Genomic DNA, 25,351 nt, shown 5'->3' with positions numbered 1-25,351 from the left:
GAGGTGAAGGATATGGCATTCTCGGAATACCAACTGCTCCACGTACTTGCACAGGAAATGAATATGAGGAAAGCAGCGGAACGGTTATTCGTATCTCAACCTGCTCTCTCCCAAAGACTGCAGACGATCGAAAAAGAGTGGGGGACAAAACTATTTCTCCGTTCACAAAAAGGTCTGTCCATGACCCCAGCAGGAGAACTTGTTGTGAAACTGGCAGATGAAATGCTTCAGAAGGAAGAGAGTGTAAAGGAGCGCATACAAGCTCTTGAATTTGAGGTGCACGGAACATTGAAGATTGCCTGCGCATCGATTGTGGGTCAAAATTGGCTTCCCAAGGTACTTAAACGCTTTGTTGAGACCTATCCTCACGCAAAGATCTCTTTAATGACGGGATGGAGCAGTGAAATTCTTAAAGCGATCTATGAAGATGAAGTCCATATAGGGATCATTAGGGGGACTCCGGATTGGAAGGGGCCGAAGCACCATTTATTCCAAGACACGCTGTACTTGGTGGATAGAGAGATTCAAACCATCGATGAGGTGATGAAAACAGACCGGCCGTTTATTCAATTCAAGAGTGACTCCAATTATTATCAGGAAATACAGGACTGGTGGCATCGTCAATTCCAGACAACCCCTAAACGGACGATCGTGGTGGATCAAATTGAAACATGTAAGCAGATGACGTTAAACGGAATCGGCTATGCCATCCTGCCTGCCATCACGTTAGATGGTATGGAAGAGGATATTTATAAGATTCCGCTGATCGATGAGCATGATTCACTTATCCATCGTGATACCTGGTTACTCGGATACGAATCTGCCTTTCAATTACGACAAGTGGAAGCCTTTGTAGAAGTTGTAAACGAATTCATACATGAAAACTCATAGGATTTGCGTTTATGGGTTGTCTTCCACCCTTTAATCTGATAAAGTAATTCAAGAAATGAATTCTGAATTTATACATAATTACGGAGGGAATTCTTATGAACATGATGGATGCAAACGAAATTATTTCTTTTATTCAAAATAGTACAAAATCAACTCCTGTGAAGGTTTATGTGAAAGGGAATCTGGACAGTATCGATTTCGGCTCATCCCAGACTTTCCTTCAAGGAACTTCGGGTGTGGTTTTTGGAGAATGGAGCGAGCTTTCAACTATCCTTGAAGAAAATAAAGATAAAATCGAAGACTACGTAGTAGAAAATGATCGTCGCAATTCTGCGATTCCTCTTCTTGATCTAAAAGGGGTGAAAGCACGTATTGAACCAGGTGCCATCATTCGTGACCAGGTGGAAATCGGTGACAATGCAGTCATCATGATGGGTGCGATGATCAATATCGGTTCAGTTGTAGGAGAAGGAACAATGATCGATATGAATGTAGTACTTGGGGGACGTGCAACAGTCGGAAAGAATTGCCACATTGGAGCGGGCGCTGTGCTTGCCGGAGTCATCGAACCGCCATCTGCGAAACCGGTTGTCATTGAGGATGATGTCGTCATTGGTGCCAATGCAGTAGTACTTGAAGGAGTAACGGTCGGAAAAGGGGCTGTCGTTGCAGCAGGTGCGATTGTCGTTGATGACGTGGCTCCTTACACGGTTGTTGCGGGAACTCCGGCAAAGAAACTGAAAGACATTGATGACAAGACCAAATCAAAAACGGAAATTAAACAAGAATTGCGTCAACTGTAATTCAACCATATCAAGATCAAAGAGGGAACGGGCGGCTGACGTCTGTTCTTTTCTTGTAATCGCCCTTTCTTCACAATCTAATTCATTATAGGAGGATACCCATGTCAACCGTTGATTTTAAGTCGATAAGGAGAGATCTCCACAGAATTCCGGAACTTGGATTCAAGGAATACAAGACACAGAAATACTTATTGGATTACGTATCCGGCCTCCCTGCTGACAGATTAGAGGTCAAACCCTGGAAAACAGGTCTTTTCATTAAGGTTCATGGCACCAATCCTTCAAAGTTGATCGGCTACAGAGGAGACATTGATGGTCTTCCGATCAAGGAAGAAACAGGGTTGGATTTTCCTTCAACACATGAAGGGAGGATGCATGCGTGCGGACATGACTTTCACATGAGTATTGAATTGGGGGTTCTGACCCATTTTGTAGATCATCCGATAGAAGATGATCTCCTTTTCATCTTCCAACCGGCAGAAGAAGGACCTGGAGGTGCGGAACCGATGCTTCAAAGTGATATCATGAAGGAATGGATGCCCGATTGCATATTTGCCTTACATATTGCCCCGGAATATGAAGTGGGGACAATTGCCGTCAAGGAGGGACTGCTCTTTGCCAATACATCTGAATTATTTATTGACTTTAAAGGAAAAGGCGGGCATGCTGCTTATCCCCATCAAACGAAGGATATGATTGTCGTGGCCTCATCCTTTGTCACGCAAATGCAGTCAATCGTCTCCCGCAACGTCGATCCCTTGGACAGTGCAGTCATCACTGTAGGAAAGATGGAAAGTGGCACAGTTCAGAATGTCATTGCAGAAACCGCAAGACTCGAAGGAACGATCCGTACGCTTTCCAAACAATCTATGGCAAGCGTGAAAAAGCGTTTAGAAGCGTTGATCGAAGGAATGAAAATCAGCTATGACTGTGACATTGATGTGAATTATGGAAGCATGTATCATCAAGTTTACAACAATCCAGGCTGGACAAAACACTTTATGTCTTTTTTAAAGGAAACGAACAGAAACCTTGTCATTTGTAAAGAGGCTATGACTGGTGAAGACTTTGGTTACATGCTTGAAGAAATACCCGGTTTTATGTTCTGGCTGGGTGTCGACTCCCCTTATGGACTTCACCATAGCAAATTAAATCCCAAAGAAGAAGCAATCGACTTTGCCATCACACTACTGACGGATTATATCAGTACAGTATAATCTCAATGTGAACCACGTTAAGGGTGGGAACATTCTAACCACACAATTTGTTCATATTAAAAACAATAAAAAATCCGAACGAATTCGATTTTCATAAATGAATCTCGAATGATCGTTCGGATTTTTTTTGTAATCATTTGTCCTACCTAATTCAACATAGTCAGTCGATCGTAGCGGAAATCAACCGACACTCGATTCGATCATAATCAAAAAAAATCATAAAAAGAACTCTAAAAATACTATTTATGTAAAAAAGCCCTTGAGATTATGTGTGGATAGTGTAATATTACACTTGAGAGAACTGGTCGAAAAAGGAAAAAGAAGATAGAAAAAAAGAAACTTTTTCCTATTTCATTTCGTCTATGTTCAAGAGAGATAGAGAAAGGGAGAGGGGAATGCATGTGACTAGGTTGGCAAAAGCAATATTTGTCACGTTCTTAGGCGTCTTGATGTTTCTGTTAATACAGGACACAACACTAGCCGAAGGACAAATGAAAATTTCAGTGGAAGAAGGAATTGACGGAAAAGTAAAAGAAGGTCGAGGCTTTCCTATTACAGTGAAGGTTGAAAATACAGGTTCCGATTTCAAAGGCGATCTATTATTTGATTATGCACCATCTTATCAAACCGGAGGAGCAAGGGCATTGTCCATAGACGTCCCTGCCGATTCAGAACGTACATACACATTTTCCATTCCCGGCTTTAACGATGAGATCAGACACAATTCAAATCTTCAGACCATTCATCTGTTTGAGGGATCATGGGAAAACGGAAAAGAAGTGAAATTTAAAGGAGATAAACGTTTAACACCTAATTTCATTTATAGCAACAATACGACAATCGGACTATTAAGTGAAAACCCCGATCGATTAAAAGGTATCAAAGGTTCTACCATGGGAGGAAATACGGTTGAGACATTGACTCTTACCAAAGAGACTTTCCCTGAAGAAAAGAACGGATTACAAATGCTTGATTATATTGTCATTGACCAGTTCAATCTGACTGAACTCAAGGGGACCCAGCAGAGGATTCTTATGAGCTGGGTTAAAAATGGAGGAGTATTAATGGTTGGTGCCTCGCCTCATCAGGAAGATACATTGGGTCCATTATCGGATATGGTCCCTCTTACATTGAATGAGGAAGGAACGCTTTCTGATACCTCTTCCTTTAATGTGAAGAAAAGCATTAACCCTTCTTTCAGTTCTTTACCCATTTTAAAAGGTAAGGTGAATCCAGATGCTGAAGTGATCGTTGAGCAGAATGATATCCCTTTAGTCGCAATGAATGCCAAAGGGTTGGGGGAAGTATGGCAAACATCCTTTTCACTGGGGGATCCCGTCTTGAACGGATGGGAACATTATGATGAATGGTTTGCAAACATGTTGTCAAAAACCGAACCGTACTTCCTGCTTGGGCAGCAAAATGGCGATCAAAGCTTTTTGGAAAGAATTTATTATGAAGTAGCGGATAGCAATGAACTCTTTCCATCTACAAACTTTAAAGTCAGTACTTTAGTTATTATTCTAATCATTTATTTGATTGTCATTGTGCCACTGTTATATTTTGCATTAAGAAAATTAGATAAACGTGAACAGGCATGGTGGATCATCCCTGCCATTTCCATCCTTGTCTCTACAGGAATCTTCGTTACAGGAGCCAAAGACAGAATCTCTAAGCCGCATCTGAACCAAATGAACATATTAAAAGTAGAAGATGATCAAAGCGTTCACGGCATTTCAGCATTTACAGCCCTTTCGAATTCCGGTGGAGACTATGATTTTGTATCTGATAAGAACCAACTGGAGCTGACACCGGCTAGGATAAGGAATAACCCGGGTGGAGGGAGCCAATACCAGTTTGCTGTAGAAGAACTAAGTAAGGATAAAAGAAAGATCACGTTCAGGGATGTAGAGTACTGGTCGACAAGGACAGTTCTTGGTACAAGTGAAAAGAATAAATTGGGAAGCTTTGTTCCTGAATTAGTATTAAAGGATAAAACGGTTACAGGGACCATTCTGAATGATTTCCCATACGACTTTACAGATGTATATATTTGGTCAGGCTCCCGCATCTATCGGGTGGGTGAAGTGAAGGCTGGGGAAAGCCTTAAAATCGATAAGAAGCTTTCAACCGATTATTTGTCTTCACCGATCGGAAATCCTAATATGGCGGCACCTTTCCCGAATCAACAAAGCATAAAACAACAAAAAAAGGAACGATTGGAAAACTTCGCAGCACAGATGATCTCATCCGATAATGAAAGTAATTCACCGGTCATATTTGGATATACCGAAGCCAGCATCTTTGAGATGAGCATCAAGGATAAAGAATCAAAATCCGATAATTTCTCGCTACTTTATCAACACTTTCCTTCACTTGGGAATTATAAAGGCGCATTTACGCTTCGCAGTGAGCAACTTGATCTTGATGTTAAACCGCTGAGTGGGCAAATCATCGAGCATTATTCTCCTAATGGCGCTGATGAAATAGGAATCGAGGATGGTACATATGAAATGACCATTCAGCTCCCTAAACAGATCGATCTTACCAAGGTCAATCTACATTCCTTGAATATGACGCTTCATACCGGAGGGGTCCTTCAATTCTCACTTGTCGACCCGCAAACGGAAGAGAAGATAAACCTGGAAGAGACATCAGCGAACTCAATTGAAGTAAAGGAAAAAATGAAAGATTATTTGAATGACAATGGAGAAATCGTTTTCGAATTCGAAAAACGCTCACAAGGGGATCCATTTGTTCGCCTTCCTTCCATTGTGCTGAAAGGGGAGGTTCAACCATGATTGAAATTCAAAATTTATCGAAACGTTATGGGTCATTCCTTGCTTTGGATAATCTGAATTTATCCATTGAAAAAGGAACAGTATTCGGATTTGTCGGTCAGAATGGAGCAGGGAAATCTACGACGTTTTCTATACTTGCGACACTTCTTGCCCCCACAGCTGGAACCGCTACGGTGAATGGATTCAATATCAGCCATGAGCCTAAATTGGTCCGGAGACAAATTGGATATATGCCCGACTTCTTCGGTGTGTATGATCAATTGAAAGCAGAGGAATATCTTGATTTCTACGGTGCCAGCTACAAAATCCCTGCTGCCCAAAGAAAAAAGCTCATTCCGCAGCTATTGGAACTGGTCAATCTCTCTCATAAAAAAGATTCCTATGTGGACCTTTTATCAAGGGGGATGAAGCAGCGACTCTGTCTGGCAAGATGCCTTATCCATGATCCGGAGGTCCTGATCCTTGATGAACCGGCTTCGGGTCTTGATCCGAGGGCGAGGGTCGAGATGAGGGAAATCCTTAAGGAATTGAAAAAGATGGGGAAAACCATCCTGATTTCCTCCCATATCCTTCCCGAGCTTGCTGAAATGTGTGATGAAATAGGAGTCATCGATAATGGGAAACTTGTTGCACATGGTTCTGTATCGGACATTCAATTTCAACTTCAGGCAGATAAGCTGATTGTGGTGAAAGTGAGGGGGCTTGTTGAAAGTGCGGCTGCATTTTTTGAAGACGATCCTTTTGTTTCCAAGATCGAAGTGAACGAAGAAAGCAAGACCCTTCAGTTCCTTTATAAGGGAGAAGAAACAGGGCAGATTGAATTACTGAAGAAAGCCATCTTAAATGACATTCCCATTCTGAGCTTCAAAGAAACAGAAACAAACTTGGAGGATGTCTTTATGGAGATAACGAAAGGAGTGACCCTTTCATGAGATCATTATTCATCAATCCCATGTTAAATAAAGAATTCAAGCTCCGGTTCCGTTCATTTAAAGCGTTCATCGGGATGCTGTGCTACTTGATTGCCATAGGTATTGTCGTCATCGGGTTCATCTATATGCAAACCCGGTTTTCAAATACGGGCTATTTTCGACCTGAAGAGAGCAGGGTGATGTTTATGATTCTCTCATTCTTGCAGCTTGCGCTCGTACTATTCATTACCCCCGGTCTGACTGGTGGTGTCATCAGCGGTGAAAGGGAGAAACAAACGTTGAGTATGTTGTTAACGACAGAACAAAGTTCCATGAGCATAATTTTGAGTAAGCTCGTTTCGTCCGTTTCCTATTTACTCTTACTAGTCATATCAAGCTTGCCGCTTTATAGTTTTGTTTTCTTATTCGGGGGCGTATCCCCTTCAGATTTATTCACCGTGTTTGGGTACAGCTTATTTCTCGTGTTCACCTTTGGTTCAATGGGAGTGTTTTATTCAACTGTAATCCGTAAAACCATTGTATCCATGGTGACAACCTATGCAACGGTACTGTTTCTCGTAGGGGGGACGTTGTTTCTCTTCATGCTTTCTATGGCAATGGGGAACGGACCATACCAGAATCAGACCACTCCTGTCCCTTACCTTATTGCGATGTTCAACCCTGCCATTGTCATCATGGGGCATTTTGAACCGATGGCAATTGAAGAAATCTATACACGAAGTGGAATCAAGTTTCCGCTTTGGATCTCATTCCTGAGTATATATACAGTATTTGCTGTAATATCTCTGTCCCTGAGCATTTTGAAGCTAAGACCGAGTATGAAGGTGAAGAGCACTAAATAGAGGGTGAGAAAATGGACTCGAATCAATTTTTTCAATTACTTAAGCAAATAAGGAAAAAGCTTTTGATCAACGAATGTTGGAATTCTCTCCAGCTCCTGCTTGTCTATGCAGGAGCCTTTGCTCTATTCGTCATCACTCTCGCATCGATCATCGCCATTCCGTATTGGGATAGAATCCTTTGGAGCGGGATCACCCTTATATTTATCGCCGGTGGAATGGTGACTTTCAATAGAAGGCCGACCTTAAAGGATAGCGCCTTGTTCTATGACCGGTTCATTGAAGATAATCGTGTGACTGCAGCTTTTAGCAGTCTTCAAAGTGATCATCCTTTATCACCATTGGTCACCCGGGATGCCCTGGAGAGAATGCTAAGGGCTTTTCCAGAAATCAAGGGATATCGGAAAAAGATTATGCGGCCGAAATGGCTGATGACTACGCTATCACTCGTTCTTTTATCCTTTCTGATTTACACTCAACGCGATGCCACTTTTCAACAAGCAAACCAAATGGAGCGGGAAAGGGAGATCATCGCTCAGTCAGACAAACGTATAACGGAACAGGCGAAAAAGAAAGGAAATGCCGCTATTAAAGAAAGACTGCTAAAGGAAAACGAAGAGTTGAAGGATAAGAAGAAGGCGGCAGAGAGATACAAAGAAATCAACAAAGTCGTAAAGGAACTGGATCTTAAGAAGAAAAAGGTGGAGAAACAAAATGCCAAGCTGCTCGAAGTGAAACATGATCTGGATCGTTTAAACTTACCCACTATAAAAAAGGCCCTAGAAGATGCTGACGGTAAACTGATGAAATCATTGAATAAGCTGTCAGAACAACAGAAAGATGAACTGATGAAAGCATTGAAAGATCAAGGTATTGACTCACCTGAAGAATTAGCAGACCTGTTGAATGAAACCAGGGGATCAGAGGGGATGAGTCAACTGGCTAAACTTCAAGAAGAGATGCAAAAAGAAGCAGAGCTTTTACAGAAAGCCATCGGGGAAAGTGGTACGACGACAGATCCCGGAACAGTGGCTCAAAAGCCTTCTTCGCATCAAAAAGGATCATCGTCTTCCAGTCAACCAAACACCGCTTCGACTACAAATCAAAAGCCATCTACTGCAAATGGGGGGCAGGGAAGCGGAACACAAAATTCTACGGGACAAAGTGGAAATGGATCCGGTGCCGGTGGAGGCAATGGCAGCGGGAAAGGAGCTGCAGGCAATGGGAATGGTGCGGGAAGTGGTCAGGGTTCCAGGGAAATGCTCTCAGTACCTGAAAAGATTTCTGGAAAGAATTCTGTAGAACTTGATTCAGGAGAATTAGGGAAAGGTGAACGGGGAGATCAGTTCGAGACCGATGGACCGGTCCAAAAAGGTTCCTTGCGATCTTATGAAGAAGTCTATCAAGAGTACTATTCTTCATATCGGAATGGTGCAAGTCGAGCGACCATTCCAAAAGATTTAGAACATATTATAGAGTCCTATTTTAGTGAAATAGATCCGGGAGAGTGAAATGGATGAATATTGAAGATAAGGAACATCAGTTCAGAGATGCCTCTGAAAAAATGGAGGAAGTAAAAAGAGAGGTCCAGCGGTACATTGTCGGACAGGAGGATATTCTTGAAGGGGTTCTATGGACCATCCTGGCAGGTGGGCATTCTCTTCTGGAAGGGTTACCGGGTGTAGGAAAAACGATGCTTGTCCGTTCCATTTCGAATGTGATGGATCTCAGTTTCTCCCGGATCCAATTCACGCCTGACTTGATGCCTACAGATATTACCGGCACCATGGTCATGAAGCAAGTCAGGGATGATGAACACCCATTCGTTTTTCATGAAGGTCCTTTGTTTCACCAACTTGTATTGGCCGATGAAATCAACCGTTCAACCCCAAAAACCCAAAGTGCCCTGCTGGAAGCGATGGCCGAGCATACGGTGACAGTGGTAGGTGAAACCATGACGCTTGGAAAGCCTTTCTTTGTATTGGCCACTCAAAATCCCATTGATCTTGAAGGAACCTACCCACTCCCTGAAGCCCAGGTTGACCGTTTCATGAGTAAGATCATCGTTTCCTATCCATCTAAAGAAGAATTGAAACAAATTATCAAACGTACCACTGGAACCGATGAGGTTCATCTCAAGAAGAAGATAAGTCAGATGGAGCTTTTGAGGATTCAGGAACTGGTTAAAGAAATTATGGTGACAGAAGAGATGATTGATTTTGCCATAGACCTCATTGACGGAACACATCCAGATGGCGAGAAGACGACAGAAAGTATCAAGCAATATGTTGAATATGGGAGCGGACCCAGAGGGCTTCAAAATGTCATACTGATGGCAAAGGCAAGGGCTCTGACAGAAGGCAGGTACCATATATCCATGGGAGATATTAAAAAGGTCGCCCCTCTCGTTCTAAGGCACCGTATCATCCTGAACTTTGAAGGGGAAGCGATGAATGTGAAGACCGATGAACTCATTCATGAGTTAATCGATTGGGTTCAAAAGGGTGAGTCCCGATGAGATCCTTTTGGAACAGCCAGTTACTGGCACAGTTGAAAAGGCACAGAATCAGAGGGAATCGAATGAGAATGGGACATCAGAAGGGTTCACGCATAGCAAACTATCAAGGCAGTTCCCTTGAATTCTCAGATTATCAAATGTATGAGCTTGGTGACGATGTCAGGCAAATCGATTGGAATGTTTATGCCAGAACGAATAAGATCTTTATTAAAAGATATTTGGATGAGAGGGAAATAAAGGTCCATATTTATCTTGACTGCACCAATTCTATGGTAAAAGAAGGTAGAAAGTGGAAGAGAGCGAGAGAATTGGCAGGTGCCATTTCATTCGTTGCCCTCGCGAATGATGACCATCTCACGTTGAATTGTGTCGGAACCCCTTCACAGAAGACTTTCACGAAGAAGGGTCCACGTGATGCAAAAGCCATTCTGTTTGATATACAGGGACTATCATCAAACATTGCGGAAGGTGAGAGTCTTTCATTCTTTAAGGAAATGGAAAAGGGTGTCCGTAAGAAAAATCCGGTTTCTTTCATCATTTCGGATGGTTTGGAACCCATATCACTGATCAGGGATACTCTTAAAAGGCTGTCTGTAAAAAATGAAATGATCTATTTTATACAGTTACTCGATGAAGAAGAAATGTCCCCGACGTATCTGGGCGATGTGAAATTAATAGATAGTGAAAACCATAAGGATGTAAATGTATCATTAAATCGGAATATAGTGATGAACTATCAGGAACGATTGCGGGTACACAATGAACATATTGAATCATTATGTAAAAGGTGGGGCTTTGGTTACCTCCTGACAAATAGCATGACCCCATTGAATGAAGTATTCTTAAAGCATTTCAAAGAAAATGGATGGATACGCTGAGGTGATGGTATGGGAATAGGAAATCCACTCTTTTTTCTCTTTTCATTTTTTATAGCTGCAGTCATATTAATGTACTTCTTCAGGAAGCAGTATCGGGATCATACCGTACCTTCCAACCTATTATGGGAAGAGGTGATGAAGGAATGGCAGGCATCACCTTGGTTCCATCGATTACAGAAGAATCTTCTCCTTTTATTACAGGTACTGATCCTCCTCTTATTGATGCTTGCTTTGGTTAATCCATATACAGAGGGGCAGATGGCCCAAAAAGGTCATGTTATCGTCTTATTGGATACCTCTGCTTCCATGAATGCATCAGTGAATGGTCAGACACATCTTGAATTAGCCAAAGAAGAGATACGCTCTTTGATCAAAGATACCAAAGGGGATATCACCATTCTCGGCGTCGGTAGCTCAGTCTCTACCATTACTTCAAGAGAGAAGAACGAGCAAGTGGCGGTGGACCATTTGCAACAGATGTCATTGACGAATGATCATGAAGATATGAAGAAGGCGCTGAGCCTTGGACAAGCGCTCGGAAAAGGACCCAAATCCATTATCCATGTCTACTCTGACTCGGTAACAAAGCGGGATTTTACAAAGGAGAAGGTGACGACTCCTATTCAGGTACATAACCTCCTGCCGGAAGCAAAGAATGTTTCTCTCGCAAGCTTCGGGGTGGAGAGAGTGGGGACTTTCTATCAGGGAGTCGCTGTCATTGAAAATCAGAGCAGGAACAAACAAATCGGGAAGATCACCATTTTCGATGATGAAAAGATGATCGCCTCAAAGGACATTGAAATTGAAGCAGGTAAAGAAGCGGTTGTCTCTCTGCCTGAATTGCCTGAAAGTCCCGTTTACAAAGCGGAAATTGCCTTCAAGGATGATTTCAAAATGGATAATGTTCTTGAAAGTATTCAGGCTATTTCCAAACCGCCGATTTCTGTGGTTGGGGAGTTAAACCCTTTTCTATTAAAGGGATTCCAATCACTCGGAGTGGATGTGAAAACCGTTGAAGAGGACCGGGTGAAGCTTGGTGACGGGATCATTGTTACAACGAACGAGCAGTGGGAAAGATTATCGATTAAAAATCCTGCCATGATCATTCCACAATCTTCTGAGAAGTCGAATAGCCTTTCATCAGAAGTCAACGTAAGGGGCGAAGATCCTCTTTTAAAGCATGTGGATTTAGAAAAAGTCTTTGTTGAAAAGGCAAGTTCCATTGATAGAAAAGGATTGGATACATTGGTAGAAAGTGATTCCGTACCCCTCTTACAGAAGGGAGAAGAGGAAGGCACCAGACTCGTTGTCCTGAACATGCATTTGAATGACACAGATTTTCCCCTGCATGCCGGGTTTCCGCTCTTCCTTCACAATGTTTATCAGTTTCTTTCAGAGGATCAAGGATTCATCGGATATTTCCAGCCTGGAGAAGAAAGGACCATTTCTCTATCCGGTGGCGAGTGGGATATCTATACAGCTGATGATGAGTTTATACAAGAATCGGAACTGGATGAACGATTTAAAGCTCCTTTGATCCCCGGTCTTTACAAGGCAGTTCAAGGAGAAGCGATTAAATACTTCAGTGTCAGACTGGACGAAAGGGAAAAACGTCTGGGAAGTGAGTCCTTTACACAGAACCCTTCAGAAGGAAATGGGGGAAAAGAGGAGGATGCCATCCCTGAAACCTTTTCTTCATTGCTTCTGATGTTAGCCGTTTTGGTGTTATTTATAGAGTGGGAGGTTTATAGACGTGGGAGTCGAATTTAATGAAGTGCTCTGGTTATGGTTCCTGATTCCCCTGGGATTCGTCCTCTTCCTTTATGCTAAAGGGCAGCCTTTGAGAAAAGATGGGAAAATCATTCTTGTTTTAAGGGGGAGTGCCATGTTTCTGTTGATCTTGGCCCTTGCCGATCCTTCCCTTGTATTCCCTGATAAGGCAAAATCGGTCATCTTTTTAGCCGATCGTTCAGCTTCTGTCTCAACTAAAGAGGATCAGATCCTTGAGTTGATCAGTCAAGCCTCCAACGATATGAAAGAACAAGATCGATATGGGGTTGTATCGTTTGGTGAAAATGCTGAAATAGAACGTACAGTTTCCGATTCGAAACAAGAAATGGATTCGTTCCGGGGGGAAGTGAATGCGGGTGATACAAATCTTCAGGAAGGACTCGAATACTCATCGAATCTTCTTCCTGATGGTGGTAGAATTGTCGCCTTAACGGACGGTAAGGAAACTTTGGGATCAGGTGAAGACATCATTCCAATATTGAATGGTAAAAAGATTGAGGTAGACTGGATCCCTGTTTCATCGGATAGGTCAGAAGATGTGGCGGTACAGAGTGTTTCTGTACCACCCATTCAATATGAAGGAGAAGAAACAAATATTAAGGTCAACACGTATAGCACTAATCAAAAAGAGGTTGAGATGCGCGTCTCATTGAATGATAAAACCATCATCAAGAAAAACCTCAAAGTACAGGAAGGCGAAAATGAGTTTACCTTCAAGCATGCCGTCGGAAGTAGCGGCTTGTTGGTATATAAAGCAGAAGTGTTCTCAGAAGGGGATGAGAATCCCGAAAACAATACGCTGTTCCAACTGGCCCGCTCAGAAGGTCCGGCCAAAGTCATGCTGGTGGAAAATTCATCCGACGAAAGTGCATTGACCCCGATTCTGAATTCAAAAGGAGTTACCGTCGATGTATACAAGCCGGAACAATTGCCCGGCAAGCTGACATCTTACCTGCAATATCAAAGTATACTGTTTGATAACGTACCTGCAACAAGTATACCCCAGGAAAAAATGCTTCTCATGGAAAAAAGCGTGAAAGAGTTCGGGAGAGGTTTCATTATGTTTGGGGGAAGTGACAGCTTTGCGCTAGGTGGATATTTTAAAACCCCGATTGAACGATTACTTCCTGTAGATATGGATGTTAAAGGTAAGAAGGAATTACCGTCCCTGGGACTTGTCATCGTACTGGACCGATCAGGCAGTATGAACGGCCATAAGATAGCCCTTGCCAAGGAAGCAGCCGCGAGAACGGTCTCTCTTCTAAGAGACAAGGATACCCTGGGAGTCATTGCATTCGATGACCGGCCATGGGAAATTGTTAAAACGAAACCTCTTACTGACCGTAAAAAAGTAGAAGAACAGATTCGCTCCATATCTTCCGGAGGTGGAACCGAAATCTTCACCTCCTTGCAGCAAGCATACGAGAGTCTTGAAAACCTCCCATTAAAGAGAAAGCATATCGTTCTATTGACAGACGGACAATCAGCCACAACAGGGAGCTACCAGAATCTTGTGGAAGAGGGACATGATAAACAGATAACCTTATCCACTGTTGCCATCGGTGAAGGGGCAGACAGGGCACTGCTGGACGACTTATCGCAGTGGGGGAAGGGAAGGTTCTATGATGTCGTGGATGCCAGTGTGATCCCCAGCATATTGACCAGGGAGACAGTGATTACGACCAGAACCTATATTGAAGATCAGCCGTTCTATCCCCGGATTGCATCGGCAGAATGGTCTACCTTGTTTCAAGATGGTGTTCCGGAAATGAATGCTTATATCGCCACCTCGTTAAAAGGGACAGCCCAAATGGAAATGGAGAGCGGGAAAGAGGATCCCGTCTTGGCTACTTGGAGATACGGACTTGGAAGGTCATTTGCCTTTACCTCCGACACGAGTGGGAAATGGACGGGGGATTTTGCACGATGGAAAGGGTGGCCGGTGTTCGTAAATGATCTTGTTGACAGATCATTTCCAGACATAAGTTCGAACCCCTTCACCATTGATGTGAAAGAAGGAAAAGGAAATACCCAATTAAATCTATCATCCTCTGAAGGAAATGTATCGCCCCTTGAGGTGAATGTTTTATCAGAAGATGGAAAAACGATTCCTGCCACAACGAGAATAAAAGCACCGGGTGATTATGAAGTCTTATTTGAAGAACGATTAGCCCCCGGTCTTTACAATATGAATATATCAAATAAAGGAGAGAGTTCCGAAAGCTCTTACCAGACAGGTTTTTCAATCCCTTATTCCAAAGAGTACAGCTTCAGGGGAGGGCACCGGGCGCTTGATACAATCGTAGAGAAGACTGCCGGAAAGAAGTCTTCTTCACTGAAGGATGCTTTCAGGGATCTTCATACCCGAGCATACAAAGAACAATCGATTCAGTCCGCACTGATCATTGCGGGATTTCTGTTGTTTTTCAGTGAGATATACGTAAGAAGATTCGGGCTTGGTCCCTTGATGACGTTATACAAGAGGGTCAAATCCGCCAAGACTTCAGATACAAGGATAAAAGAAAAAGGAAATGTCGAACAGCTTGGCAAAAAAGTGGCAAGAAACCGCCAACACGACCAAAACCCTCGATGGCAGAAAACGGACAGCAGTCCATCACTACAAGCGACAAGTGTTACAAATGAACCTGTAAAGAAAGTGAAGAGGGAGAAGAAAAAGTCAGAACCTATAATATCACATGATGACGAACGTCTTGAGCGTCTTCTGGAAGCTAAAAAGAGAAGGGGAAAATAAAAAGAGAAGGCGCTGCCTTCTCTTTTTTAGCATTTAGTTTTCTTTCTTTTCAATGTAAACCTGATGAGGGTAAGGAATTTCGATCCCATTTTGGTCGAGTGCTTCTTTCAACGCTTTACGAAGCTTCCGTTCCACTCCCCATTGCTCCATGTTCTTCGTTTTACATAACACACGGAGAACAACATCGGAGGCACCAAGTGTCTGAACACCCAGAACATTGGGACCATCGACAATATTATCATCTTCCTGTGCGATCGTATCGCATACCTGTTGAAGCACGATCATTGCTTTATCGATGTCGTCATCATATGATATCCCGATATCGACAAGTGCTCTCATGTTTCCGCGAGAATGATTGCTGACACTTGTAATTTCTCTGTTCGGCACATAGTGAAGGGTCCCATCGAATCCACGAATATGAGTCGTACGTAAACCAACCTCTTCCACTATCCCTGAGAAGCTGCCGGTCGTCACATAATCACCTACATCAACCTGCTTTTCAAGAAGAATGAAGAAACCTGTGACCACGTCACTGACCAATCCTTGTGCTCCAAAACCTACGGCAAGTCCGACAATCCCGGCACCGGCAAGGATCGCAGTCACCTGGATACCAAATATTTGCAGGATTGTAACAAAGAAAACAAAGATCAGAATATAGCCGACAATATTTTTAGAAAGCCCCTGTAACGTCTGGGCACGGCCTTCAGACACATCATTTCTCTTTCTATATTTATCAAAAATCCTTTCGATCACTTTGTTTGCTGCACCTTTTACAATGATAAAAGTGATCCATATCGCTAAGATTTGCAGTGCACCTATTCCAATCGTCACTAATAGACCGCCCCAATTGAAATTGGACAGTCGATCACTTAATGCATTAAGACCAAGTATGTATCCCAAACCAAAACATCCTTTCTTATTAAATAATGACCACTCTAGTATACACAAAACTACATAGGGTATGTCAAAGGAGAGGTGGTTGAAAAAGCAAAAAGCATATTGAATTATTCCCTGATTGAAAAAGGTTTAACGTTCATGTTGGAAATACAGGAAGGATAGCTTGAAGAAAAAAACGATACAAAAGATGAAGAGTGAGATCAGTCATAAGGCTGATCTTTTTAGATGGCTGCACCTTTAAGATAAAAATGAATAATGGGACTACAGTGATAATTCATAAAGTGTGAAAAATTCTAAAAAAAGGGTGGATAAATATTTCGAAACCCGATATATTTAGTAGTACGTTGTTTTTTTATGGAACATGGAGGGGAGAGGAATTATGGATACATTCAAAAAATTGAAAGCCTTTTATTGGCCTTATAAAAAGCATTTTATCATTTCAATGATCTTTTTGATTTTTGTTACGGGCATCACAGTGGTATATCCGATGATACTGCAGATAACAATCGATGATGTCATTTTACAGGGGGAATATGGGTGGATCCCATATTTGGCATTCGGATTCATCGCCATTATGGTAGTGAAAGGAATTGCTACCTTTATCCAACAATACAATGGAGATCTATTCGGCATCACATCTGTCTATCGTCTGAGGAACGAATTGTATGAGAAGCTTCAGTATCTCCCATTCAGCTATTATGATAATGCCAAAACAGGTGACTTGATGTCACGGTTGACTGCGGATGTCGAAGCCTTTCGCTTTTTCTTATCCTTCGGTTTCTCTGAATTGCTCCGCTTTTTCATGCTGGTGACGGTCAGCTTCGGGGTGATGTACTATTATTCTCCATCCTTGACATTTGTCACATTGATTTCCTTGCCGTTCCTTGCCATTGCTGTATACAAATTCGATAAGGCAGTCCATCCTGCCTTCAGGGGAATAAGAAAGTCATTCGGTAAACTGAACACGAATGTACAGGAAAATATTTCAGGTATCAATACCGTGAAATCACTGTCCCGTGAAGATTTTCAAATCAGCAAATTCAACCGATCCAACGGTGATTATAAAGATAAATATCTGTTCACCTCGGATATCTGGGCGAAATACTTTCCTTTGATGGAGTTTTTGGGCAATGTGAGTGTGGTGACACTACTTGCATACGGAGGGTATCTGGTGATGAATGGCAATCTTCAACCAGGAGAGCTTGTCGCGTTTTACAGCCTGGTCTGGTATATCATCTGGCCAATCATGAATCTTGGATTCACGATCAACCTATTCTCTCAATCAAAGGCATCAGGAGAAAGGTTACTGGAAATTCTCGAAGTGGATGAAAAGATTAAAGATCATAATGATGTCATTCATGTCGATCGAATGAAAGGCGAAGTGGAGTTCAAACATGTATCACTTAATTACACTGTGCATGACGAAGCTGCCCTAGAGGACATTTCATTTAAAGTGGAACCCGGTAAGGTCATCGGGCTGATCGGTGGCACAGGGTCAGGGAAGACAAGTATCACTCAGCTGATTACGCGTTTCTATGAACCGGAAGAAGGGGAGATCCTCATTGATGGAAGAGATGTAAAAGATTACTCACTGAAGTCACTCCGTCAAAATATCGGATTTGTTCTGCAGGAATCATTTTTATTCTCTTCCACTATCAGAGCCAATATCTCTTACGGTCGACCTGAAGCATCCATGGAGGAGATCATCGAAGCGGCCAAACGGGCAGAAGCCCATGATTTCATATCCGAATTACCTGATGGCTATGATACCAGGCTGGGAGAAAGAGGATTGGGTCTTTCGGGAGGTCAGAAACAGCGGATCGCCATCGCACGTGCAATCTGTACCGACCCGTCGATCCTGATACTGGATGATGCTACGAGTGCCGTAGACATGGAAACAGAATTCAGGATTCAAAAAGCGCTGAAAGAGGTCATGTCTGATCGAACGACCTTTATCATCGCGCACCGTATTTCTTCTCTGAAGCATGCGGATGAAATCCTTGTCCTAGAAAACGGAAAAGTGGTAGAAAGAGGGGTTCATGAGTTCTTATTGAAAAATAATGGACCATACCAGCGAATCTACGACATTCAATATAAAGACCAGAAAAAAATACTACAAACTCAGGAAGGGTAGGTGAGGACCATTGAGTAATAAAAATAAGCAAAATAAAAGAATACTGAGCCGCTTCCACTACTCCACAGACCAGGTGATAGACAAACCGTTTAACTGGGAGCAGCTTTATCGGTTATTGACATACTTAAAACCTTATTCGAAGAAACTGCTGCCGTTGTCCATTATTACCGTACTGATTACAACGGCTGTCCGGTTGATCATCCCGATCCTGATCGGGGTATATACCCTCGATAAAGCAATCAGGCAGAAAGATGGGGACCTCCTATTCACACTTGTAGGGATCATTGCCGGGCTGTACGTCCTGAATTATGTGGCCAACGTCCTTAGGATCAAGTGGATGAACCAACTCGGTCAGGGAGTGATATATGACCTGAGGAAACATCTATTCAGCCATGTTCAGTGGCTTTCCCATCGTTTCTTTGATCAGCGTTCCGCAGGTTCGATCCTTGTGCGGATCATGAATGACATAAACTCCCTTCAAGAGCTATTCACAAATGGAGTCATCAATCTTCTGATGGACATCATTCTGCTCATCGGAATCATCGTGATCCTCTTTACATTAAGCCCTGAATTGACACTTGCAGTCATGGTGATCTTACCGATCATGTTTTTCATCTCGACGAGCCTCAGAAAAAACATCCGCAGATCCTGGCAGATGGTTCGTCTTAAGCAGTCGAAGCTGAATTCTCATCTTAATGAAAGCATCCAGGGAATCCGGGTGACTCAATCGTTTACTCAAGAAAAAGAAAACATGGCGTTTTTTGATGGAGTCAATACTGAAAACTTCGATAGCTGGAGAACAGCGACAAAGAAGAATGCCATGTTCAGACCTCTCGTGGAATTGACAAACGCCATTGGGACAGCAGTACTTATCTGGTTCGGAGCCCATTTGATTCAAAATGGTTCACTGGAACTTGGTGAATTCGTCTCATTCGCATTCTATCTTGGGATGTTCTGGGAGCCGATTTCCAGACTAGGTCAAGTTTACAATCAACTCTTGATCGGGATGGCTTCATCAGAGCGCATATTCGAATTTCTGGATGAACAGCCAATTGTTAATGAGAAAGCTAACGCCTTGAATCTGACGGACATCAAAGGGAGAATTCAATTTGAAAATGTAGAATTCTCATATGATGATAAACGAAAAGCGCTTCGAAATATCAATCTTGAAATGAAAGCTGGCCAAACCGTTGCACTAGTTGGGCATACAGGATCAGGAAAGACGACGATTGCGAACCTGATCAGCAGGTTTTATGACCCGACTAACGGAATTGTCAAAATTGATGGAGTGAACCTTCGGGATGCATCGGTTTCAAGTTTACGAAGTCAAATCAGCATCGTCCTGCAAGATACATTCATCTTCTCCGGGACGATCATGGAAAATATCCGTTTCGGACGCCCTGGTGCATCCGATGAAGAGGTCATAAAGGCAGCTGAAGCAATCGGTGCCAATGAATTCATCGAAAAGCTGTCCAATGGATATGAAACCGAAGTCGAGGAAAGGGGAAATGTGTTATCTGTAGGTGAAAGACAATTATTGTCCTTTGCACGTGCCCTGTTGGCGAATCCACGCATCATCATTCTGGATGAAGCAACCGCATCCATAGACACCGAAACAGAAGTCAAGATTCAAAATGCCCTGAAGAAATTATTGAACGGAAGAACCGCGATCATCATCGCTCACCGTCTGTCCACAATCCGGGAATCTGATAATATCTTTGTCCTTGAAAACGGAAAGATCAAAGAGTCCGGAAACCACGATGAATTAATGGATCAGCAAGGAGATTATTTTGAACTTGTGAAGTCACAGTTCAGGATGCTGGAAGCGATGTGAGTTATGGTTTGAGGGACCCTGCACTGGTGTGTGGGGTTTTTTTACTGGATATTAGTTTTAAATAGTGAAACTTTGTGAAAAACGTCACAAAATATTCATGTTCAATACTTCACATACTCTATCCCAGGTTTTATAATGAACAATAAGTGATAAACAGTAAGAAAGAGCTGTTTACGTTAAAAAGTAATCCGGTAGGGGGAGTATAGAATGGTTTTGGATAGTGTGATTTTAAGTAGGATGCTCACATCGACAACCCTTGCGTTTCATATCATTTTTGCAACGATTGGGGTAGGGGTTCCGATCATGATTTCGATAGCCGAGTTTATGGGGATCAAGCGGAATGATCCTCATTATCTTTTGCTTGCACGAAGATGGGCTAGGGGATTTACCATTACGGTTGCCGTCGGGGTCGTGACCGGAACTGCTATTGGCTTGCAGTTGTCCCTTTTGTGGCCATCGTTTATGCAGGTAGCCGGACAGGTGATTGCCCTGCCGTTGTTCATGGAAACTTTTGCGTTTTTCTTTGAGGCCATCTTTTTGGGGATTTACCTTTATACGTGGGATCGATTTAAGAATAAGTGGATCCATTGGCTACTGACGATTCCGGTAATGATTGGTTCTTCTGCTTCCGCTTTATTCATTACGACGGTGAATGCGTTTATGAATACGCCGCAGGGATTTGAATTGAAAGATGGAAAAGCGATCAATATCGACCCGATCGCAGCGATGTTAAATCCGGCGACACCAACAAAAGTGTTTCATGTTTTGACGACTGCCTACTTAACATCAGCACTCATATTAGCTGCTATTACAGCATTTGCGATACTTCGGAAAAAGGGTGGGGACTATCATAAGAAAGCCCTACGTCTGACTATGGTATCAGCGCTGATCTTTGCTTTTGGCTCAGCATTGGCAGGGGACTTGTCGGCCAAATTCCTGGCAGAGTACCAGCCGGAAAAGCTGGCAGCGGCAGAGTGGCATTTTGAGTCGGAAAAGAATGCGGATTTGATTGTTTTTGGAACGCTTGATGAAAACAACGAAGTGCATAATGAGATTCGATTACCTGGTTTTCTCAGCTTCCTTGCTGGAAGTTCGTTTGATACAGAGGTCATTGGATTGAATGAATTTCCTGAAGATGAACGGCCCCCTTTATGGGTTCATTATTTATTTGATCTTATGGTTTCCATCGGATTCTACAGTATTTTCATTGCAGGAATATTTATTCTGTTTTGGAAGTGGAAGAAACGAAATGAATGGAATAAGCCGTTATTGTGGGGAATCGTTGCGAGTGGACCTTTGGCGATGCTTGCCATCGAATTCGGCTGGATATATGCAGAAGTTGGCCGACAGCCATGGATCCTGCGTGGATATATGAAGGTGGCAGAGGCTGCGACAAAAGCGGATGGAGTAGGATTAACGTTCGCACTATTCGTGGGTCTCTATATACTACTTGGCATTTTATGTGTAGTTGTATTAATAAAAATGTTTAAAAACAAACCTGCAGAAGCCGAGTTGGAACAACGCTTTCCTAAGAAAGTGAGTTAGTTGTTGAGTCAGGCACTTGACTTTGTTTTGAGGGAGGAATGGGTATGAGTTTGGAAATCATGGGGATTACTGTCTTATGGATTTTTCTATATGGGTATCTAATCGTGGCTTCGATCGATTTCGGGGCCGGATTCTTCGCCTTTTACGGCAGGATGAAAGGGAAGGAGCACACGCTGAATGTGCTGATCAGTCGATACCTTTCTCCTGTCTGGGAAGTGACGAACGTCTTTTTTGTTTTCTTTTTTGTCGGTTTGGTCGGATTTTTTCCTGACACTGCCTACTATTATGGAACGGCTTTATTGTTGCCGGGAAGTATTGCCATCATATTACTTGCCATAAGAGGAAGCTTCTATGCTTTCGGGAACTATGGTTCAAAAGATAATATCGTTTATTTGTTTCTATATGGAGCAACAGGGTTGTTGATTCCTGCCTCCTTGTCAACGGCTTTGACAATTTCAGAAGGCGGATTTTTGGAAGAGCAGGGGGATAAGGTAGTATTCCTTGCCAAGGAACTTTTTACCAGCCCCTATTCATGGAGCGTGGTCGTTCTGTCGATTGTATCGGTATTATTCATTAGTGCGACATTTCTGACCTATTATGCCAATCGGGCTGGAGATTTGGATTCAAGGGAGGAACTGAGGAAGTTTTCACTATTCTGGAGCCCACCGACCATATTAGCCAGTTTACTTGTGTTCGTATCCTTGAGAGAACATAATCTTGAGCATTTCACCAGTGCCATTGATATATGGTGGATGTTCGGATTATCTCTGCTATGCTTCCTTGGAGCGTCACTTTTCATTTATAGAAGAAAACATTTCGGTCTGGCGTTCACCCTTGTCATGCTTCAATTCTTCTTTGCTTTCTTTGGTTATGGAGCGTCCCATTTACCTTATATCTTGAAACCTTTTATCACGATTGAAACGAGTGTCACGAATCCAACCATGGGGATGGCTCTTGTTATCGTCTTCATTGCGGGCTTGTTGTTATTGATCCCGTCCCTGTATCTTTTAATGAGGCTGTTCTTATTTGATGCCGATTATGTAAAAGGGAACAAGTAGTCGGAGAAACACAAAAAGGAAAGGGAGAAATTTCATTTTCTCCTTTTTTTTGTGCTAAAATATAGTGTATAGAGACTGCGGGGGGATAATAGGTGAAAAAAGAGTTTGTAGTAATAGGATTGGGCCGGTTCGGAGGCAGTATTGTACGTTCTTTGACAGATCAGGGAATGGAAGTCATGGCCATCGACCAGGATGAAGATAAAGTGAATGAGTTCTCTTCCATTGCTTCACATGCGGTAGTCGCTGATTCTACGGATGAATCCGTCTTGAAGAGCCTCGGGATCCGTAATTTTGATCATGTGATTGTCGCAATTGGCGACGATATTCAGTCGAGTATCCTGACGACATTAATGTTAAAGGAAATCGGAGTGAAGAATATTACGGTAAAAGCACAGAACGATTATCATGAAAAGGTACTCCGGAAGATCGGGGCCAATCAAGTCGTTCATCCGGAGAGGGATATGGGAAGAAGGATTGCTCATAATATCATTTCTAATAATGTACTGGATTATCTGGAATTGTCCGACGAACATTCAATTGTGGAGATTGTCGCAAACGAAAATCTTAGTGGAAACTCCCTGATCGATTTAGATATCCGTGCACAGTTCGGAATCAACATCGTAGCGATAAAAAGAGAAAAAGATATCATTGTTTCCCCACAGGCGGATGAACAGATCCGTGTAGGGGACATCCTCATCGTTATCGGGGCAGATACGGATATTAACCGATTCGAGAAGAAGGTTCTATAATATGAAAGAAGAGGCTGACCGCTTTGGTCAGCCTCTTCCTATTATCACACTTCCATGATGATCGGTAAGATCATTGGGCGGCGCTTTGTTTTTTCATATAAGAATGGAGCCAGAGTATCTGTGATTTCATTCTTGATTTCTGACCATTGAGAGGTTCTTCTTTCAAGAACTTTGTTTAGATGTTTAGAAATAAGCGTCTGTGCTTCATTGATAAGATCACCTGATTCACGCATGTACACGAAACCTCTTGAAATAAGGTCCGGACCTGAAGCAATCTTGAAATCCTTCATATCGATGCTCACAACAACGATGACCAATCCTTCTTCTGAAAGGATACGGCGGTCACGAAGAACGATATTACCGATATCACCAATTCCGCTTCCATCGATATAGACGTTTCCAGAAGGGATTTTTCCTGCTACCTGTGCGGAATCATTGCTTAATGCAAGTACTTCGCCGTTATCCATGATAAAGCAATTTTCCTCCTGTACGCCACAATCTACACCGAGTTGAGCATGCATCTTCTGCATACGGAACTCACCATGAATCGGCATGAAGAAGGTTGGATTCATCAGGCGGAGCATCAGCTTCATCTCTTGTTGTCCACCGTGACCGGATGTATGAATATCACTTAATGGTCCGTGGATGACTTCTGCACCGGCACGATATAAAAGATTGATTGTACGGTTTACACTGATTGTATTCCCCGGGATTGGTGAAGAAGAGAATACAACGGTGTCACCAGGCTGAATTTGGATCTGACGGTGTGTGCCGTTTGCGATCCTTGATAATGCAGCCATCGGTTCACCTTGGGATCCGGTACAAAGTATAGCCACTTCATTCGCTGGAAGGCGATTGATCTGGTTATGTTCAATGAAAGTATCTTTAGGTGCATTGATGTATCCCAATTCTTGTCCAATCGTAATGGCCGCTTCCATACTTCTTCCGAAAACAGCGACCTTGCGATTATGGAAGACTGCCGCTTCGACCACTTGTTGCAGACGGTGGATATTTGAAGCGAATGTTGCAAATATCACACGACCGTCCACTTTACGGAAAATATCATTGATGCTTTCTCCGACTTTGCGTTCTGACATAGTGAAGTTTGGAACCTCAGCATTTGTGCTGTCAGACAGAAGACAAAGGACGCCTTCTTTTCCGATTTCAGCCATTTTGGTTAAGTTCGCAGGTTCACCGACCGGTGTGAAATCAAATTTAAAGTCACCCGTATGAACGACATTTCCAGGTGGTGTTTTGACAACGATTCCGTAAGAGTCAGGAATGCTGTGTGTTGTTCTGAAGAAAGTGACGGACGTTTTGCGGAATTTCACGATATCATCTTCCTGGATGACATTCAATTTCGCATTTCGTAACAGGCCGTGTTCCTCAAGCTTGTTCTTGATCAGTCCCAATGCGAGCTTTCCGCCGTATATCGGAATGTTTAACTCGCGCAGCAGGTATGGGATACCACCGATATGGTCTTCATGTCCGTGTGTCACGAAAAGACCTTTGATCTTATCGGCATTTTTCACGAGATACGTGTAATCAGGTATAACGTAATCGATACCGAGCAGCTCGTCCTCAGGGAATTTGATCCCTGCATCAATCAAAATGATTTCGTCTTGGAATTGTACGCCGTATGTGTTTTTACCGATTTCACCTAAACCGCCAAGGGCAAATACAGCGGTTTGGTCATTCTTTACAAATTTCAT

At 42.8% G+C, this 25,351-nt stretch carries 18 protein-coding genes; 16 read left to right on the top strand and 2 right to left on the bottom strand.

What is annotated here, in order from left to right; all coding sequences use genetic code 11:
- Positions 1-12: 12 nt before the first annotated feature.
- From KYJ26_RS19535 to KYJ26_RS19485, 11 genes are all read left to right on the top strand, one after another.
- Positions 13-891, top strand: a complete 879-nt coding sequence (locus KYJ26_RS19535) for a LysR family transcriptional regulator (protein WP_219169180.1) — start codon at positions 13-15, stop codon at positions 889-891.
- Between the two features lie 95 nt (positions 892-986).
- On the top strand, positions 987-1,694 hold the full coding sequence (dapD, locus tag KYJ26_RS19530; protein ID WP_219169178.1) for a 2,3,4,5-tetrahydropyridine-2,6-dicarboxylate N-acetyltransferase: 708 nt from the start codon (positions 987-989) through the stop codon (positions 1,692-1,694).
- 101 nt (positions 1,695-1,795) lie between these two features.
- The gene (locus KYJ26_RS19525) at positions 1,796-2,911 is read left to right on the top strand and encodes an N-acetyldiaminopimelate deacetylase (protein ID WP_219169176.1); all 1,116 of its coding nucleotides are present in this window, start codon (positions 1,796-1,798) and stop codon (positions 2,909-2,911) included.
- Positions 2,912-3,312: 401 nt separating this feature from the next.
- Positions 3,313-5,712, top strand: coding sequence for a hypothetical protein (locus tag KYJ26_RS19520; RefSeq protein WP_219169174.1), 2,400 nt, complete (start codon positions 3,313-3,315; stop codon positions 5,710-5,712).
- On the top strand, positions 5,709-6,644 hold the full coding sequence (locus KYJ26_RS19515; RefSeq protein WP_219169172.1) for an ABC transporter ATP-binding protein: 936 nt from the start codon (positions 5,709-5,711) through the stop codon (positions 6,642-6,644). The genes KYJ26_RS19520 and KYJ26_RS19515 overlap by 4 nt, the downstream gene beginning before the upstream one ends.
- The gene (locus KYJ26_RS19510) at positions 6,641-7,486 is read left to right on the top strand and encodes an ABC transporter permease (RefSeq protein WP_219169170.1); all 846 of its coding nucleotides are present in this window, start codon (positions 6,641-6,643) and stop codon (positions 7,484-7,486) included. The genes KYJ26_RS19515 and KYJ26_RS19510 overlap by 4 nt, the downstream gene beginning before the upstream one ends.
- 11 nt (positions 7,487-7,497) lie before the next feature.
- On the top strand, positions 7,498-8,994 hold the full coding sequence (locus KYJ26_RS19505) for a hypothetical protein (protein ID WP_219169168.1): 1,497 nt from the start codon (positions 7,498-7,500) through the stop codon (positions 8,992-8,994).
- Between the two features lie 5 nt (positions 8,995-8,999).
- Positions 9,000-10,001, top strand: a complete 1,002-nt coding sequence (locus KYJ26_RS19500; protein WP_219169166.1) for an AAA family ATPase — start codon at positions 9,000-9,002, stop codon at positions 9,999-10,001.
- Positions 9,998-10,879, top strand: a complete 882-nt coding sequence (locus KYJ26_RS19495) for a DUF58 domain-containing protein (RefSeq protein ID WP_219169164.1) — start codon at positions 9,998-10,000, stop codon at positions 10,877-10,879. Before KYJ26_RS19500 ends, KYJ26_RS19495 begins: the two co-directional genes overlap by 4 nt.
- Positions 10,880-10,888: 9 nt before the next feature.
- On the top strand, positions 10,889-12,649 hold the full coding sequence (locus tag KYJ26_RS19490; protein ID WP_219169162.1) for a vWA domain-containing protein: 1,761 nt from the start codon (positions 10,889-10,891) through the stop codon (positions 12,647-12,649).
- Positions 12,633-15,422, top strand: coding sequence for a VWA domain-containing protein (locus tag KYJ26_RS19485; protein ID WP_219169160.1), 2,790 nt, complete (start codon positions 12,633-12,635; stop codon positions 15,420-15,422). The genes KYJ26_RS19490 and KYJ26_RS19485 overlap by 17 nt, the downstream gene beginning before the upstream one ends.
- 33 nt (positions 15,423-15,455) lie before the next feature.
- On the opposite strand, the gene KYJ26_RS19480 is transcribed toward KYJ26_RS19485, so the two are convergent.
- Complete coding sequence (locus KYJ26_RS19480; RefSeq protein ID WP_219169158.1) at positions 15,456-16,322, bottom strand: mechanosensitive ion channel family protein; 867 nt, start codon at positions 16,320-16,322, stop codon at positions 15,456-15,458.
- Between the two features lie 376 nt (positions 16,323-16,698).
- On the opposite strand from KYJ26_RS19480, the gene KYJ26_RS19475 reads away from it, so the two are divergent.
- From KYJ26_RS19475 to KYJ26_RS19455, 5 genes are all read left to right on the top strand, one after another.
- Positions 16,699-18,453 carry an ABC transporter ATP-binding protein gene (locus tag KYJ26_RS19475; protein WP_219169156.1) on the top strand — a complete coding sequence of 585 codons (1,755 nt, stop codon included), beginning with the start codon at positions 16,699-16,701 and terminating at the stop codon, positions 18,451-18,453.
- Between the two features lie 40 nt (positions 18,454-18,493).
- Positions 18,494-20,287, top strand: a complete 1,794-nt coding sequence (locus KYJ26_RS19470) for an ABC transporter ATP-binding protein (RefSeq protein ID WP_374939782.1) — start codon at positions 18,494-18,496, stop codon at positions 20,285-20,287.
- Between the two features lie 207 nt (positions 20,288-20,494).
- Positions 20,495-21,832: a cytochrome ubiquinol oxidase subunit I gene (locus tag KYJ26_RS19465; RefSeq protein ID WP_219169152.1), complete on the top strand. Its 1,338-nt coding sequence runs from the start codon at positions 20,495-20,497 to the stop codon at positions 21,830-21,832.
- 44 nt (positions 21,833-21,876) lie between these two features.
- The gene (locus tag KYJ26_RS19460; RefSeq protein WP_219169150.1) at positions 21,877-22,890 is read left to right on the top strand and encodes a cytochrome d ubiquinol oxidase subunit II; all 1,014 of its coding nucleotides are present in this window, start codon (positions 21,877-21,879) and stop codon (positions 22,888-22,890) included.
- 92 nt (positions 22,891-22,982) lie between these two features.
- Positions 22,983-23,639 carry a potassium channel family protein gene (locus KYJ26_RS19455; protein WP_219169148.1) on the top strand — a complete coding sequence of 219 codons (657 nt, stop codon included), beginning with the start codon at positions 22,983-22,985 and terminating at the stop codon, positions 23,637-23,639.
- Positions 23,640-23,683: 44 nt separating this feature from the next.
- On the opposite strand, the gene rnjA is transcribed toward KYJ26_RS19455, so the two are convergent.
- A complete protein-coding gene (rnjA, locus tag KYJ26_RS19450; RefSeq protein ID WP_219169146.1) occupies positions 23,684-25,351 on the bottom strand; it encodes a ribonuclease J1 in 1,668 nt (555 codons plus the stop codon).

Origin of the sequence: Rossellomorea orangium (genome assembly GCF_019334305.1) — a bacterium.
Classification (GTDB): Bacteria; Bacillota; Bacilli; order Bacillales; family Bacillaceae_B; genus Rossellomorea.
This window is presented reverse-complemented; position numbering and strand designations above follow the sequence as displayed.